Raw genomic sequence first — 15,520 nt, forward strand, 5'->3', positions numbered from 1 at the left:
AAAGTGAGGGAGTGCAATGTTTGGAAAAGAAGTTATTGTAACTGAAGTAGCACTTCGAGATGGAAGTCATGCAATAGCTCATTCGTATACAGTAGATCAAGTCGTTCGAATTGCGAAGGCTCTTGATGATGCAAAAATGCCTTTTATTGAAGTATCACATGGAGATGGTTTAGGTGGTTCTTCGTTACAATATGGTTTATCAACAACAAATGAATTTGAATTGATCGAAGCAGCGGTAAATTCATGTAATCACTCAAAGATTGCTGTCTTACTATTACCTGGTATTGGAACAGTAAAAGAATTAAAAACGGCAGCAAAAATCGGAGCAAAAATGGCTAGAATAGCTACACATGTTACTGAAGCTGATGTTTCGAAACAACATATTTCTATGTCTAAAGAGCTTGGATTAGAAACTGTCGGATTTTTAATGATGTCCCATATGGCACCTGTTGAAAAATTAGTAGAACAAGCCAAATTGATGGAAAGTTATGGTGCTGATGTCGTTTATATGGTTGACTCTGCAGGAGCGTTTCTTCCACATGAAGTAAAAGAACGTATTGCTGCTTTAAGAGGCTCTATTGATATTGAAGTTGGTTTCCATGCACATAATAATCTTTCTCTAGCGATGGCCAATACACTAGTAGCGATTGAAGAAGGAGCTACTAGAATTGATGGTAGTGTACGTTGCTTAGGTGCAGGTGCGGGAAATACACAAACAGAAGTGTTAATTGGTGTATTAGAGCGATTAGGAATCAAGACAGGAATTGATTTCTATAAGATGATGGACTTAGCAGAGGAGATCGTTGCACCAATTCTTCAAACACCACAAGAGATTACAAAAGGTAGTCTAATTTTAGGCTATGCAGGAGTATATTCTAGTTTTCTATTACATGCCAATCGAGCAGCTAAAAAATGGAATGTTGATGCAAGAGATATTTTAATTGAATTAGGAAAACAAAAAGTAGTCGGTGGGCAAGAGGATATGATTCAAGAAGTTGCTTGTATGTTAGCAAATAAAAAATTGTCTGTTTTTTGAGAGGAGACGAGACTTAATGATAACTGAAATCGCGAATAAAATATATATGCACCAAAAAAACGGTCTAGAAATGGATAAAATTACGATTGAACATCCAGAATTAAACGTTAATAATGCTTACGAAATTCAAAAGTTAAGTATTGATAATGCGATTAAAAATGGTGATCCATTAATTGGTTGGAAAATGGGATTAACAAGTATTGCTAAACAAAAATCTGTTAATGTTGATGAGCCGATTTATGGACGCTTAACAAAATCGATGGAATTAGAAGAAAATGAATTAACGATGGAAGGTTCAATTCATCCTAGGGTTGAGCCAGAAATCGCATTTATGATTAACAAGCCATTATTTGGACATGATGTAACTGCAAAAGATGTATGGGAAGCAACTGAGTATATTGTACCTGCATTAGAAGTAATCGATAGTCGATATAAAAATTTCTCATTTACACTAACAGATGTAGTAGCAGATAATGCATCTTCATCAAAATTTATCATTGGTAAACAACAATATTCACCTACATATACTTCTTGGGATGAAATTAATGTTGAATTATATAAAAATGGCGTAAAAGTACAAAGTGGAGTAAGTTCTGATGTACTAGATCATCCTGTAGAGTCTGTCGTAAAGTTAGTGCAGATGCTAAGTAAAAACGGTGAACAAATTGAGCCAGGGATGATTATCTTAACGGGTGGTATTACAGAAGCGATCCACGTTGAAGAGGGCGATATTGTTGAAGCGCGTTTTGATGGAATCGAGACAATGTCACTACAAGTAACGAGGTAGTACTTTATGCCAATCATCCAAATTCAACTGATTGAAGGTAGAAGTACAGAATTTAAAAAAAAATTAATGAGAGAAATAAATGAAGTTGTTTGTCGTATATTGGATGTTCACCCAGCACAGGTAAGAATTTTAATAAATGAATTCGAAAAAGAAAATTGGTCCGTTGGTGGAGTTGCAAAGGATGAGTAAAAAAAGTCCCTTTTTTAAGGGGCTTTTTTTTGTTGGGAATAGTTTTATATTTTAGCTTCTATTAAAGTAAATGGAGCTGTATGAAATTCTCAAATATAAAAAAGATAGTGAACTAAATCACAGAAAACCCATAATTGTTTCAGTATGATGTAGAAATAATAAGGAAAGTGGGTGCTATATTGTGAAAATAGTAGTTCCAAACCAACACGGTGCTTGGGCAATGCTTTTAATTCCTTGTATACTTGGAGCTGTCGCGAGTTCGTTTCGTTTAATTCATATCCCTTTATTTATAGGCTGGTTTTTTCTATACCTTGCAACCTATCCATTAATTATGGTAATTAAAGGGAAGCAAGTGTCATTTTATTTTAATTGGGCGATAGGTTATTTTTTTATTTCATTCGTATTTTTAGCACCCGTGATGATTGCTGAGTGGAGATTGATTTACTTCGGTTTAGCTATGATTCCATTATTTTTATTAAACATATACTTCGTTAAAAGAAAAAATGAACGAGCCTTTACGAATGACATTGTTGCGATTGGCGTTTTTTGTATAGGTGGATTGGCTAGTTTTTATATAGGGAAGGGGGCACTTACAAGCGAAGGCTGGAGTGTAGCACTCTTAGTATTTTTGTTCTTTTTAGGCAGTACATTTTTTGTCAAATCAATGATTCGAGAAAAAAAGAATAAGAGATTCCGTTGGTATTCATGGGGATACCATTTTATTGCCATATTATTAATTTTTACTTTAAAAGATTCTTGGCTTTGGATTCTACCTTTTGTTCCTAGCTTAATAAGAGCAATTTCCTTGTACAATAAAAAACTTACTATAATGCAATTAGGGATTATTGAGATTCTTAATTCTGTCATATTCTTAGTGGTAACTAGCATGCTGTTTTTGTAGATTTAGTTTATTTATAATTCAAAGGTTCAACATACAAAAGCGACTTCTGCTATTTGAAGTCGCTATTTTAATCCCTTATAACATTATTTTAAGCGTTAAATTTCTGATTAATAGTTGTAGCTAACTTTTCATAATGATGAAATAATCTAGTATTCTCTTCGTATATGGACGGAGTAGGTGAATTCTCGATAACTTCCTCAATCGGAAGTTTGGCAAGTACTTCGGTTCCTAATCGGTCGGCTAATAAATCGCCACCTCCTTTTCCGAATATGTAGTACTTATCGGAACGATCTATAGGTTGGAAATAAGACATATTTTCAACTACTCCAAGAATTTCATGATTTGCTTTTTGGGCCATCGTTCCTGCTCTCTCAGCAACAATCGATGCTGTTTGATGAGGGGTGGTGACAATGATTTCCTTACTTTGAGGAATGGTGTGATGCATATCGAGTGCAATATCACCGGTCCCTGGAGGCATGTCTAGAATGCAATAGTCTAATTCCCCCCAAATGACATCTTTACTGAAATGCTCAACCATTTTTCCTAGCATAGGACCTCTCCAAACAACCGGATCGTTATTTTTGATGAAAAAACCCATCGATATAATTTTTACACCGTGTGACTCCACAGGGATAATTTTTCCGTTAAAAGTTTTTGGACTGATGACAATATTCATCATTCTAGGAATGCTAAATCCATAAATATCTAAGTCAATTAAAGCAACTTTTTTGCCCTGTCTTGCAAGTGAAACTGCAAGATTTGTTGATACTGTTGATTTTCCTACCCCACCTTTTCCACTCGTTATAGCGATTACATTACCTGATAACATGTTCACACCTCTTTTAAAATTTTAAGGGTCTATTGTGTGATGTACTTCACAGTCTTGGAATTAGTCTTTCTGTACAATTATGACAAAGAAGAAGACTTCATCATGTACCCAATTTTATCAATTAATCAGGCACTTCGATGTTAAAAAAGTCACATGGAGGTTGAACATGAGATGAGAAAATCCCTCGAGCGCTCATTTTACTCAAAAAGCAGTAAGTATTCGTTTTTCATTATTTTATTTTTACTTTTTACAACATGGGTTGGGACGGACCGATTTTTACACTTTGATATGGCATTAATGGGGTATTTTATTTCTTCGATTGTTTTTGCCGTAGGTTTAACAATCAGGATGTCAGCATGGCTAATCAGGCCGGCAACACATCAGGTTATAAAGCGTAGTTTGAAAAATTTAAAAGAAAATTCTAGAAAAAAACGTAATCTAGTATCGATCATCAAGACAGCGTTTGAAAATATTTTCTTACAGAAATTTATCTTTAAAAGGGGTATTTATAGAGGTATACAGCATTTTCTAATTTCTTGGGGATGCATCGGTTCATTTGCAATCACCTTTGGTTTGACATTTGGATGGATGCACTTTGAGCTCGTTGATCCAAATACATATACGATTGTCGTTATGGGTGTAGATACAATTACAATGGCGGCACACGGTATTTTCGCTGAAATGGTTTACAACGGGCTAAACATAACAGCTAGTATGGTTCTTATTGGTGTAATTATGGCAATCGTAAGAAGAATTATGAGTCAAGATGTGAAGGTGACACAACGAGCTGAATTTGATTTATTACCTTTATATTTACTACTAGCTGTCACAGTGACGGGACTTTTATTAACTGTTTCATATGTACTTTTAGATGGTTGGATGCATCATTACTTAACACTTATTCACCAAGTTTCAGTCGTAATTTTACTTATCTATTTTCCATTCGGAAAGTTATTTCATTTACCGATCCGTCCATTAGCAACAGCAGTTCCAATGAACTATCAACAAGAACTTAAGGTTGATACAAGGCCATGTAAAAGATGTGGGACACCCTATAGTTCTGATGATCAAATTAGCGATGTAAAAGATATATTAGCTGCCCAAAGCTTTGATTTACAACTTGAAGATAGAAGTTATCTCTCAGACTATTGTTTACCATGTCGAAGAAGAATCAGAGTTATGAAACAGCTAAATTCAGAGCCACATCTTAAAAGCAGTGATCCAATATCTACATTAAATGGAATTCAAATGTCTGGGTTTAGCAAAAAAAGATCAGATGACTATTATCGTTTTCCAGAGGAAGTACAAAAAGATATTAATCAATATAAAAAAGGGGATCGTGAAGAATGAGCCAATACATCGTCAAAGAAGGTGTTAAAAACCTTCAAAAACCAGGAGAAAAATTAATTACTACCCATTGCTGCTATTGTGGTATGCAGTGTGGAATGCATATACGTGTGAATGAGAAAACAGGAAAGGTAGTTGGGGTAGAGCCAAGATATGATTGGCCAGTTACAAAAGGGAAAATGTGTCCAAAAGGAGTAACTGCATACCAAACTGTTGAGCACGATGAACGAATCCTTACACCACTTATTAAGAAAAACGGTGAATTTGTAGAAGCTACTTGGAAAGAAGCGCTAGACCTTATAGAAGAAAACTTTAAACGAATCCAAAAAGAAAGTGGGAGAGACGCTTTATCTGTTTTTGGTGGAGTATCTATGACGAATGAAAAGTGCTATTTAGTAGGTAAATATGCGAGAGTGGGTCTTGGTACAAGGTTTATCGATTATAATGGTCGATTCTGTATGAGTTCTGCTGCAGGTGGATTCCTTAAGACACTAGGAACTGACAGAGGTTCAACCCTTCCGTGGCCTGAATTAGAACATACGGATTGTTTCTTTATTGCTGGTTCAAATACAGCTGAGTGTCATCCTACGAGTATTCAATGGTTGTGGAGAGCAAAGGACAAGGGAGCTAAACTGATTGTGGCAGATCCGCGAGAGACTCCAACAGCACGAGTTGCAGATGTACATTTGGATCTAAAGCCGGGTACAGACTCTGCATTGGCGAACGGAATGCTTCATCTACTCATTAAAAATGGCTATGTAGATCAAGACTATGTAAATGAAAGATGTAATAATTTTGAAGAACTAAAGAAAACAGTTGAAAAGTTTACACCCGAATATACTTCAGAGATAACAGGCGTGTCGGTTGGAAAAATCGTGAAAGCTGCTCATATTTATGGACTATCTCAAAAATCAGTTGTTATGTTTGCCAGAGGTGTAGAGCAACAGTCAAAAGGTGTAGATAATGTTTCGCTTTATACATCGATGGCATTGCTTAGGGGACAAATAGGTAAATTTGCATCGGGGGTTGCTACTTTTACAGGTCAAGGAAATGGTCAAGGAGGAAGAGAGCACGGACAAAAAGCCGATCTTTTACCAGGATACAGGAAGCTAACAGATCCAGAAGCGGTGAAGTATGTATCAAAAGTATGGGGAATCGATCCAAGCGAAATGCCAAAGCCTGGTGTTTCTGCTTATGAAATGTTTGATGAAATTCAAAAAGGCAACATTCGAGGTATGCATGTTATTTGTAGTAACCCCGCAGTTTCTGCGCCGAATCTTGAACATATTTGGAACGGGTTTAGGAAACTTGATTTCTTAGTTGTCAGTGATTTCTTCTTATCTGAAACAGCAGAGTTTGCAGACGTAGTATTACCAGCCACTACTTGGGCAGAGGATGATGGAACAACAACCAATCTAGAAGGGCGAGTGATTCGAATCCGTAAAGTACGTGAACCATTAGGTGAATCAAAGCCAGATTGGGAGATTGTTAGCTTAATTGCCGAACGAATGGGCAAAGGTAAATATTTTCCATACAAAAATGCTGAAGAAGTTTTTGAAGAATTTCGCTTAGCCACTAAAGGTGGGAAAGCAGATTACTACGGAATAACATGGGATCGAATTGATAAAGAAGACGGAGTGTTTTGGCCTTGTCCTTCAAAAGACCATCCAGGAACTCCAACGATGTTTATAGACCAGTTTGGAACGCCAGACGGAAAAGCTAATCTCCCATGTGTTGAATGGAAAGAAGCAGGAGAAACTCCAACGAAGGAGTATCCTTTGTTCTTAACGACAGGAAGGGTAGTGTTTCACTATTTATCTGGTGCTCAAACAAGAAGAGTCAAATTTCTTATGGAACAATGTCCAGAGCCATTTGCTGAGATGCATCCGGCACTTGCAAGCCAATATGGATTGGAGAATGGTGACATTGTAAAGTTGATCACACCGCGCTCCCATATGCTTGTAAAAACGAAATTAACAAAAGCTACGAGAAGAGATACGGTGTTTGTTCCATATCATTGGGGAAAAGAATTAGCGGTCAATCAATTAACCAATCCATGTTTAGATCCGATTTCGAGAATGCCAGAATTTAAAGTATGCTCACTGAAGATTGAGAAATATAAATAACTTTTGAAGGGAGTCGGGATCGATGAATAAAATCATGTATTTAGAATTTGAGCGATGTATTGGATGTCGTTCTTGTCAAGCAGCTTGCCGAGAATGCGGTGATCATGACGCAAAAGAAAGAAACTATGTAGAATATGTTGATTTCATGGAAAGTCGACAAACCTATCCGATGCTTTGTATGCAATGTAAAGATCCAGCCTGTGCACGAGTTTGTCCCGCGAATGCCATTCAAATAACAGAAGAAGGTGTAGTTCTTTCAGCTATGGAAGAGAAATGTATAGGATGTAGGAATTGTACTTTTGGATGTCCGTTCGGTATTCCGAAGTTCGATTTTGAAGAAAATAAAATGTACAAATGTGACATGTGCTACGATCGTTCAAAATACGATATTGCACCAATGTGTGCTTCCGTATGTCCTAGTGATGCGATTCGTTTTATAGACTTTGATGAAATACAACAACTGCGTAGAAAAAGATCTCAGATGAATCTCGTTGAAGGTAAAAAACCACAAGAAGGAAATAAATGGGAATATGTTCCAGAATTCTTTGGAGTATATACAGATTAAGTATTTATAAGGCGAAAGGAGATGTACCTATGCCACAAGAAAATAAAGGTAAACGAAATATAAAAGAAACAAATGATGATATGATTAACTTAATCGATAATTTAAACAGAAATGAAGAGTTAAAATTAAACAGAAGATCCTTTCTGAAATCCGTTGTAGGTGCTTCTGTTACTCTTGGATTAGCAACGGTTCCATTTTCAGCTATTGCCCTTACTAACAAGAAAGAAGATTTAAACAGACAAAAGATTATAAAGTTGAAAGACTTACCAAAAGATAGTTCAATAAACTTTAACTATCCAACAGCTGATGAACCTGCAATACTAGTACACACAAAAGATGGTAATCTAAAAGCCTATAATAATAAATGCACTCATTTACAATGCCCTGTTTTTTATGATAAGGAAGAATCAAAGCTATTGTGCCCTTGTCACCGCGGATTTTTTAGTGTGGACAATGGTCAGCCACTAGCTGGCCCACCTCAGCGTGAATTACCACTAATTGAATTAGAAGTAATAGATGGGGTTGTTTACGCAGTCGGAAGGAAAGTTCGTCATGGTGCATAAAAAATATTGGATAATCATATTTATAACCTTAATTGTTAACGTAGTGATGCTTCAATGGACGATTGAGTCTTTTTATGGAGAAAAATATGAACATGTTAGGCTATATACTGTTATAGGAGTTCTTTCTTCTATCGTTTGCTTTCTTACCTACTTAAAATGGAGAAAGAAAGAATATCAAAAATAATCAAGGTTAACTGATAGAGTGTATGCTTTAGAAGGAATCATAGAAATCCCCCGGTTTTTAAAAAACTGGGGGATTTCTAGTGATGATTATTAATCGGATTTTGCGTGTTTAATAGGTTAAGTATTGTTAAGTTACCACTCGTTTGTTGCTTCAATTAATAAATTGCTTCCTTTAAAGGTTCTCTCACCAAAATGTGTAATCAATATACATTCGATAATATTAGATGATTGTTCATCCATCTTGTAGCTTATAAACAGACCAGAGGCAATTTCTTTATTTGTTTCATCGAATACTTGTACTTTTTTTCCTTCTAAACTACCTAGTTTCGCTTTTTGAAGAAAGGTAACCCAATCTTCCCAATTTGTAATGATGTATGCTCCTTCTCCGTTTGTTAAATAGCCTAATAAACTTTGAGAATCATTATATTTAGCATTAAGAATTAGAATAAGATTCTTAATAAGGTGGTGTACGATTGTATATTGTTTTAGATTTAATTGTGGGGGAATATTGATTTTTAAAGATCTTTTATCAGAACCTATGACACCTTCTAATTGAATGTTACCATTTGAATAAAAATACGTTCCTTCTTGGATTCTAAATCCTTTCATATGAAGAATATGCTCTATAGATAAATCAGGGCTAATAGCGTGTAATTCAACAGTTAACATGATGAATATCTCCTCCTATGACTTTATCGCTTATAATCGATTCATTCCTTATTATAGAGGATAACGAAGAAAGCTCCTGTGACATTTATTACAGGGGTGGGGGAGTATTATAAACTTAGGTCATCACACAAAAAGAAAGTGGTCCCTACTAATAGGACCACTCTATGTAAAACATCATGTTTTTCACAAGTTATAGATATAGAAAAAATACATTTAATGTTAATTTATTTTAATCTTACTAGTAGATAGATCACTAAACTGACCGATATAATAAATAACTTTGCCATTATCGTTACACACTTGAGTGATTGTCAGCCATTCTAAATAAACTTCACCGTTTTTACGCTTGTTCCAAATTTCACCTTGCCAGTTACCTTGTTCTTTAAGCTGTTTCCAAAGTTGTGAATAGAATGCTTTGTTGTGATGGCCAGATTGAAGGATACTTGGCTTTTTCCCAATAACTTCTTCTTTATTATAGCCAGTTACTTTAGTGAAGAAAGGATTTACTTTTTGAATTACTCCTTGTTCATTTGTTACCATCATTGCTTGGGCTGTATTTTCTAATATTTTATATTCCGTTTTCAATTTTTCACGGAAAGTCATCCATACTACAATAACAAAACTGAGAAGCGCAAATTCAGATAATGCCATAAATCCAATCGCATAATGTCCTGTCAAGCTAAACACGGATGTTAATATTAATGGAGGGAAGAAGCCTCCTAAACCTCCCATAGCAGCAACTAATCCATTTACAATTCCAGCTTGTTTTGTAAAATAAAGTGGTACTAATTTAAAGATTGTACCGTTTCCGATCCCTGCACAAACTGCTACCAATAAAACCCCTACTGTGTATAGTTTAATAGTAGGCGAAAAAGATAAAAGAACTCCTGATAATGTTAGTCCACCAAAGACAAACAATAAAATATTGAAAGGATTGAATTTATCTGAAAGGAAGCCACCGATTGGTCGGAAAAGTGTTGCTAGAGCAATGAATCCAGCGGTACGTAAACCAGCGTCAACCGGACTTAAATTAAAATTATTAACTAAGAAATTTGGTAAATAGATTGTAAATGCAACAAACGATCCGAAAGTTATGAAATAGAATAAATTAAGTGACCATAAAGTTGAATTACGATAAACCTCTTTTACCTGCTTTACAATCGGAACATTTACTTTCTTCTCATTTTTATCACCTAACAGAAAATTTAATAGCGCAAACGCAATTAGTAATACTAAATAAAATCTGACTGTTGTTTCCCAACCAAATGATTTAGCTAAAACAGGTGCCGAAAATGCAGTAATGGCTGTACCAATATTACCAGATCCATAGATTCCATTCACAAAACCATGTTTTTTTGAGGAGTAATACTTTGGTAGTGAAGTTACTCCGACTGAAAAGACTGCACCACCTATACCAACAAACAATCCTCCAATAACTAAATCTAAAAGTGAATCAGCATGACTAATGAAAAATACAGGAAATAAAAGTGCAAGAAAACAGATGGTGAAAATGGGTCTTGCTCCAAATCGATTTGTGTAATATCCGATTGGAATACGTAGGATGCTTCCTAAAATAACAGGGATGGCAGTTACTAAAGAGACTTGCCCATTTGTTAATTCAATATCTTGGCGAATATCTGGCATGAGTGAAGAAATGAGTACCCATACCATGAACCCTACGATGAGACTTGACGTTTGAAGAGGTAATTGGATTTTAGAACTTTTCATATAATGATGCCCCTTTCAATGGATCAATAATAAAATTTATTAACTAAATATTACCAATCAATCGAAAGTAATGTTGTGAACTATATCACACAAATGGGGGGCGGAAGGATGAACAACTTATTTTAAACTATTCGTTCATCAAATTGAAAATTTCTTCGTAAGTACTTAGAAGGTTTTTATGTAAAGAGCGCAAAATATTACGTTTTAAAACAGGATCTTTAACAGACAAGTTTTTTATAAATAAAAATGGAACTTCTAAATATGACAGAGACTGGATAACTTCAAGATTAATGGAATTGTTAACATGAGTATGCAGAAAAAGACTGGGCAAGCAAACATCACTTGATTTTAAGGAGCCAATTTTATATTGAAGGCCACTCGATTCTTTCATATGAACATTTACCTTTCCAGTTAAAATGATAATCATATTCTGTTCATTGTGAATAGGTATATTTTCATTTGTTTCTCTAAAGTATAGATTGGATGCATCAACTATTTTTTTTAAGAGGTTATGATTGATATCTTGAAACAAACAGAGGCTTTTCAAATAAAGTAAATAATCAGGTTTATACAATTTTTTTCTCTCCTTATATTACAAGACCTTATATTTTCATCATTATATAAAAACGATTTGAGCCAAACTGTGACTCTTTTCACACAACTAGCTCAAATAATAGCGATAAGATGTTTGAAATCAGTTATAAGGAGGGGGAGTGATTATATAAGTGGGATCTATGGCTGACCAATCTAGTAAAGTAATAAAATAAATAACCTTAACTATTTAGAGCCTAAGTTAAGGTTACTTATTTTTTAATAATATTACGTAAAGGCAAGTTTAATCAGCTAAAATATTTTAATAGTCTGATAGAGAACTAATCTATGTTACAAATATCTTTTGGGCAGTTATCACAACCAATTTCATTTTTAAGAAATTGTAAGTCTTGGATAATAATTTTTCCATCGGGAGAATAACTAATAACATTTTTTTTCTTTAAATCACTTAACATCCGATTAACACTTTCTCTAGTAGCAGCACAAAATTTAGCTAATTCTTGATTGGTAAGATGAATATTAAGAAGAATTCCGTTTTCTATTAATTCCCCGTAAGAGTTTGATATACGGATGAGTGTGGAGTAAAGTGCGCCTTTTTTACCATTTAATACTAAGTCTCGAATCTTAGATTGATTTTTTCTAAGGTGAGTAGAAATCCATTTCATAAATTCAAATGTCAATGGAGCATGGTTAATTAGTTTTTTCTCCAAAATGTCTTTAGGAATGACCTGCACTTCTGCTGATTCTATTGCGTAAGCGCTAAGCATATAATTTGCATTCTCTGAAAAGAGAGTCAATTCTCCAATTAAGTCATCTTTTTGACAAATGCGAAGATTTAATTCATCACCATTTAGAGTTAGCTTACTTATTTGGATCATTCCTGATTTAATTAGATACAATTCTTTAGCATCTTCTCCTTCTTGAAATAAGAAGGTGCCTTTTTTTACTGAACGAGTTGATCCGATTGACTGTAATAAGGAAGCCAAGTCTTTAGAAACGATTGAAAGGTCACTTTTTCTATTATTATTTTTTTCCATCAAAGTATCTCCGCTCCGTTATAGTTGAACACTAATGTTTTTATGTATTTATCAAGAAAACAAGTATTTTAGGTATTACATTTATTATTATAATACCATGCTATTGAATAGCATAGAACACTAAGGAGATAGAATATGAAAAGATTGCTGTTGTAGCGGGTTAAACTTGCATGTGGCAATTTGATAAGTTACTCGGACATCAAGGCATTCTAGAACATTAATACTAATAGTTTAACAAGGTTGTGACATACATCATACGGTGAAATAATTTTGTATGCTAATATAATCGTACAAAAAGTAAGGGGGAAAAAAATGAAGAATATTCTCGATACCCTTAATCGACCATTACGAGATTTAAGAATATCTGTCACAGACCGTTGTAACTTTAGATGTAGCTACTGTATGCCTAAAGAGATATTTGGAGTTGACTATCCCTTTATGAGTAAAGATGAAATCCTATCCTATGAGGAAATTGTACGATTAGCAAAATTATTTGCAAAAATAGGTGTGGAAAAGATTCGATTAACAGGGGGGGAACCTCTTTTAAGAAAAGATCTACCAATACTGGTTAAACGTCTTTTAGAAATTGAAGGAATTAAATATGTGACTTTAACAACAAATGGTGTATTTTTGGCAAAAAACGCCAAAGCTCTTAAAGAAGCTGGAATTTGCCGCGTAAATGTGAGCTTAGATTCTTTAGATGATAAAGTTTTCATGAAGATAAATAATATGAATATGAGCGTTTCCACAGTTTTAAACGGAATTTTTGCAGCTAGGGAAGCAGGGCTAGAAGTCAAAGTAAATATGGTAGTAAAGAAAGGCTTAAATGATACTGAAGTATTACCAATGGTGCGTTTTTTTAAAGAGAAAAATATTACATTACGCTTTATAGAGTATATGGATGTAGGGTGTACAAATGGATGGAATTTTAAAGACGTTATCTCAAAGAAGCAATTATTCGATATGATCCAAGATCAATATCAGTTGGAGCCCATAGAGCAGGATTTCTTTGGCGAGGTAGCAAAACGATATCGATATAAAGGAACGAATACTGAAGTTGGATTTATTTCATCAGTTACAGAAACCTTCTGTGGTTCATGTACGAGAGCCCGCCTATCTACAGATGGAAAGCTATACACCTGTCTATTCACTTCAGAAGGGTATGACTTAAGAAAAATGTTACGTACTGGCGTTACAGATAAATACATTTCCACAACAATTCAATCAATATGGGAAAAACGAGATGACAGATACTCTGAGATTCGTACAGAAGAAAGTAATAAAAATCGTAAAATTGAAATGTCTTATATTGGTGGATAAGAAACAACTATTTATCTATAGTTGTTTTTTTATTTGTATTTGAAACATGATATATAGCAACACAGAAAAATACGTTCGATATGATTGAACAAACTCTAAGCATTCATTGGTAATGGAACTGAAAAATAAATAAAAGAACTTCTCTTTTAAGAGAAGTTCCTTATGCATTAAGACATTATCCTTGTAATATTGCTTTTAAATCGTCTTGTGCATTTGTAATTAATTTTAAACCAAATGTATCAACTAATACATTTAATACGCCTTCATTAATAAAGTCAGGTGCTTTTGGTCCGATTCGAATATCTTGGATTCCAAGACTAAATAATCCTAATAAAATAGCAACGGCTTTTTGCTCAAACCAAGAAAGTATAATACTCACTGGCAATTCATTGACACTACAATTAAATGCATCCGCTAATGCAGCCGCAATTTTTATTGTAGAAATTGAATTATTGCATTGCCCTAAATCTATAAATCTAGGAATATTTGTACCATTTACAGTACCATAGTCTACATCATTAAAGCGAAATTTACCGCAAGATGTTGTTAAAACTACTGTATCATTTGGTAAAGAAGTTACAAGCTCACGATAATATTCTCCACCTTTACCCGGGGCGTCACAACCTGCTACAACAAAGAAACGTTGAATTTTTCCATTTTTTACAGCTTCTACAATTTCAGGAGCAATCGACAAAACTGTTTCGTGATGATATCCAGTAGTCATTACTTCTTCTGATTCGATATTTGCTTCTGGTAGTTCTAATGCACGTTGAATTAATGGTGAAAAATCTTCCTCTATAACCTTTGTTACTCCTTCTAATCCCGCCACTTCATATGAGTAGAAGCGATCTGCATAACTTCCCTTTATTGGCATCACACAGTTTGTAGTTGCTAAAATTGCTCCTGGGAATTTTTCAAATAAACGACGTTGATCAAACCAAGCTTTTCCAATGTTACCCTTTAAATGTGGATATTTTTTCAATGCTGGATAACCGTGAGCCGGTAGCATTTCAGAGTGAGTGTAAATATGTATACCTTTACCCTCTGTTTGTTTTAACAATTCTTCTAATGCAAATAAATTGTGACCAGTTACAACAATGCATTTTCCTTCGATTTTATTAGAAGAAACTTGTACAGGTTCAGGAATTCCAAAATGTTTTATATGAGCTTCATCTAAAAGCTCCATTACACGAATTGCGGCTTGACCCACTTTCATTGCCATTTCTATGTGTTCTTGTAAGTTAAAATTAGAATTTGTTAAAGTCATATATAGAGCTTCATGTGTTACTTGGTCAACAAATGGATCGGTATACCCTAATTGAGCTGCATGTGTTCGATAAGCTGCAATTCCCTTTAACCCATAAACCATCGTATCTTGTAAACTTGCAATTGTTTCGTCTTTTCCACATACACCTACAATTTTACAACCACCAACCGGAGTTTGTTCACATTGGTTACAAAACATCCTTCATCCCCCTAACAATTTTTACTAACTTCATTATATGGGGGGATATAATCATTGTTTGTGACTTAAATCACATGAAATCTCTAAACTCATAAATTATTTATTTCGAATAAAAAAGATATAAAATTAAATAAGATCTATAGAAAAAAAATAGAGAGCTGGAAGTATATATATCTAATAATTAAAAAAAGGGTGCCTAAATAGACACCTTTTTTTTCAAAAA

At 34.4% G+C, this 15,520-nt stretch carries 15 protein-coding genes; 9 read left to right on the forward strand and 6 right to left on the reverse strand.

Annotation, left to right across the window (positions count from 1 at the left end; all coding sequences use genetic code 11):
* The first annotated feature begins 16 nt into the window (after nucleotides 1-16).
* From dmpG to CN946_RS04250, 4 genes are all read left to right on the forward strand, one after another.
* Nucleotides 17-1,036 carry a 4-hydroxy-2-oxovalerate aldolase gene (gene dmpG / locus CN946_RS04235; protein ID WP_098860034.1) on the forward strand — a complete coding sequence of 340 codons (1,020 nt, stop codon included), beginning with the start codon at nucleotides 17-19 and terminating at the stop codon, nucleotides 1,034-1,036.
* Nucleotides 1,037-1,052: 16 nt separating this feature from the next.
* Nucleotides 1,053-1,823 carry a 2-keto-4-pentenoate hydratase gene (locus CN946_RS04240; RefSeq protein WP_098860035.1) on the forward strand — a complete coding sequence of 257 codons (771 nt, stop codon included), beginning with the start codon at nucleotides 1,053-1,055 and terminating at the stop codon, nucleotides 1,821-1,823.
* Nucleotides 1,824-1,829: 6 nt separating this feature from the next.
* Entirely contained in the window at nucleotides 1,830-2,012 is a 183-nt protein-coding gene (locus tag CN946_RS04245; RefSeq protein WP_098860036.1) for a tautomerase family protein, read from the forward strand.
* A gap of 181 nt (nucleotides 2,013-2,193) precedes the next feature.
* The gene (locus CN946_RS04250) at nucleotides 2,194-2,913 is read left to right on the forward strand and encodes a YwiC-like family protein (RefSeq protein WP_098860037.1); all 720 of its coding nucleotides are present in this window, start codon (nucleotides 2,194-2,196) and stop codon (nucleotides 2,911-2,913) included.
* 88 nt (nucleotides 2,914-3,001) lie between these two features.
* Here CN946_RS04250 and CN946_RS04255 read toward each other — a convergent pair whose 3' ends face one another.
* Entirely contained in the window at nucleotides 3,002-3,742 is a 741-nt protein-coding gene (locus tag CN946_RS04255; protein ID WP_098860038.1) for an Mrp/NBP35 family ATP-binding protein, read from the reverse strand.
* 171 nt (nucleotides 3,743-3,913) lie between these two features.
* Here CN946_RS04255 and CN946_RS04260 point away from each other — a divergent pair, with 171 nt between their 5' ends.
* From CN946_RS04260 to CN946_RS04275, 4 genes are read left to right on the forward strand one after another with little or no spacing between them, the layout of a single operon-like run.
* A complete protein-coding gene (locus CN946_RS04260) occupies nucleotides 3,914-5,092 on the forward strand; it encodes an MFS transporter (protein ID WP_176547202.1) in 1,179 nt (392 codons plus the stop codon).
* Nucleotides 5,089-7,215 carry a formate dehydrogenase subunit alpha gene (gene fdhF, locus CN946_RS04265; protein ID WP_098860039.1) on the forward strand — a complete coding sequence of 709 codons (2,127 nt, stop codon included), beginning with the start codon at nucleotides 5,089-5,091 and terminating at the stop codon, nucleotides 7,213-7,215. The genes CN946_RS04260 and fdhF overlap by 4 nt, the downstream gene beginning before the upstream one ends.
* 22 nt (nucleotides 7,216-7,237) lie before the next feature.
* Complete coding sequence (locus CN946_RS04270; RefSeq protein WP_098860040.1) at nucleotides 7,238-7,780, forward strand: 4Fe-4S dicluster domain-containing protein; 543 nt, start codon at nucleotides 7,238-7,240, stop codon at nucleotides 7,778-7,780.
* Between the two features lie 29 nt (nucleotides 7,781-7,809).
* The gene (locus CN946_RS04275) at nucleotides 7,810-8,343 is read left to right on the forward strand and encodes a QcrA and Rieske domain-containing protein (protein WP_098860041.1); all 534 of its coding nucleotides are present in this window, start codon (nucleotides 7,810-7,812) and stop codon (nucleotides 8,341-8,343) included.
* A gap of 315 nt (nucleotides 8,344-8,658) precedes the next feature.
* Here the strand turns inward: CN946_RS04275 and CN946_RS04285 are convergent, their stop codons facing one another.
* From CN946_RS04285 to CN946_RS04300, 4 genes are all read right to left on the reverse strand, one after another.
* Nucleotides 8,659-9,195: a hypothetical protein gene (locus CN946_RS04285; RefSeq protein WP_098860043.1), complete on the reverse strand. Its 537-nt coding sequence runs from the start codon at nucleotides 9,193-9,195 to the stop codon at nucleotides 8,659-8,661.
* 219 nt (nucleotides 9,196-9,414) lie between these two features.
* Nucleotides 9,415-10,923, reverse strand: coding sequence for a nitrate/nitrite transporter (locus CN946_RS04290; protein ID WP_098860044.1), 1,509 nt, complete (start codon nucleotides 10,921-10,923; stop codon nucleotides 9,415-9,417).
* A 127-nt stretch (nucleotides 10,924-11,050) separates the two neighbouring features.
* Nucleotides 11,051-11,497, reverse strand: coding sequence for a hypothetical protein (locus tag CN946_RS04295; protein WP_098860045.1), 447 nt, complete (start codon nucleotides 11,495-11,497; stop codon nucleotides 11,051-11,053).
* Between the two features lie 298 nt (nucleotides 11,498-11,795).
* Entirely contained in the window at nucleotides 11,796-12,512 is a 717-nt protein-coding gene (locus CN946_RS04300) for a Crp/Fnr family transcriptional regulator (protein WP_098860046.1), read from the reverse strand.
* A gap of 312 nt (nucleotides 12,513-12,824) precedes the next feature.
* Here CN946_RS04300 and moaA point away from each other — a divergent pair, with 312 nt between their 5' ends.
* The gene (gene moaA / locus CN946_RS04305) at nucleotides 12,825-13,832 is read left to right on the forward strand and encodes a GTP 3',8-cyclase MoaA (RefSeq protein ID WP_098860047.1); all 1,008 of its coding nucleotides are present in this window, start codon (nucleotides 12,825-12,827) and stop codon (nucleotides 13,830-13,832) included.
* 175 nt (nucleotides 13,833-14,007) lie between these two features.
* On the opposite strand, the gene hcp is transcribed toward moaA, so the two are convergent.
* The gene (gene hcp / locus CN946_RS04310) at nucleotides 14,008-15,297 is read right to left on the reverse strand and encodes a hydroxylamine reductase (protein WP_098860048.1); all 1,290 of its coding nucleotides are present in this window, start codon (nucleotides 15,295-15,297) and stop codon (nucleotides 14,008-14,010) included.
* Between the last annotated feature and the right edge of the window lie 223 nt (nucleotides 15,298-15,520).

The organism is Bacillus sp. AFS053548, assembly GCF_002575105.1.
GTDB lineage: Bacteria > Bacillota > Bacilli > Bacillales > Bacillaceae_G > Gottfriedia.

Excerpts from the sequence above, each read along its gene's own strand:
- dmpG (WP_098860034.1), top strand. The coding sequence starts at position 17 with ATGTTTGGAAAAGAAGTTATTGTAACTGAAGTAGCACTTCGAGATGGA.
- CN946_RS04240 (WP_098860035.1), top strand. The coding sequence starts at position 1,053 with ATGATAACTGAAATCGCGAATAAAATATATATGCACCAAAAAAACGGT.
- CN946_RS04245 (WP_098860036.1), top strand. The coding sequence starts at position 1,830 with ATGCCAATCATCCAAATTCAACTGATTGAAGGTAGAAGTACAGAATTT.
- CN946_RS04255 (WP_098860038.1), bottom strand. The coding sequence starts at position 3,742 with ATGTTATCAGGTAATGTAATCGCTATAACGAGTGGAAAAGGTGGGGTA.
- CN946_RS04260 (WP_176547202.1), top strand. The coding sequence starts at position 3,914 with ATGAGAAAATCCCTCGAGCGCTCATTTTACTCAAAAAGCAGTAAGTAT.
- fdhF (WP_098860039.1), top strand. The coding sequence starts at position 5,089 with ATGAGCCAATACATCGTCAAAGAAGGTGTTAAAAACCTTCAAAAACCA.
- CN946_RS04270 (WP_098860040.1), top strand. The coding sequence starts at position 7,238 with ATGAATAAAATCATGTATTTAGAATTTGAGCGATGTATTGGATGTCGT.
- CN946_RS04275 (WP_098860041.1), top strand. The coding sequence starts at position 7,810 with ATGCCACAAGAAAATAAAGGTAAACGAAATATAAAAGAAACAAATGAT.
- CN946_RS04285 (WP_098860043.1), bottom strand. The coding sequence starts at position 9,195 with ATGTTAACTGTTGAATTACACGCTATTAGCCCTGATTTATCTATAGAG.
- CN946_RS04290 (WP_098860044.1), bottom strand. The coding sequence starts at position 10,923 with ATGAAAAGTTCTAAAATCCAATTACCTCTTCAAACGTCAAGTCTCATC.
- CN946_RS04300 (WP_098860046.1), bottom strand. The coding sequence starts at position 12,512 with ATGGAAAAAAATAATAATAGAAAAAGTGACCTTTCAATCGTTTCTAAA.
- moaA (WP_098860047.1), top strand. The coding sequence starts at position 12,825 with ATGAAGAATATTCTCGATACCCTTAATCGACCATTACGAGATTTAAGA.
- hcp (WP_098860048.1), bottom strand. The coding sequence starts at position 15,297 with ATGTTTTGTAACCAATGTGAACAAACTCCGGTTGGTGGTTGTAAAATT.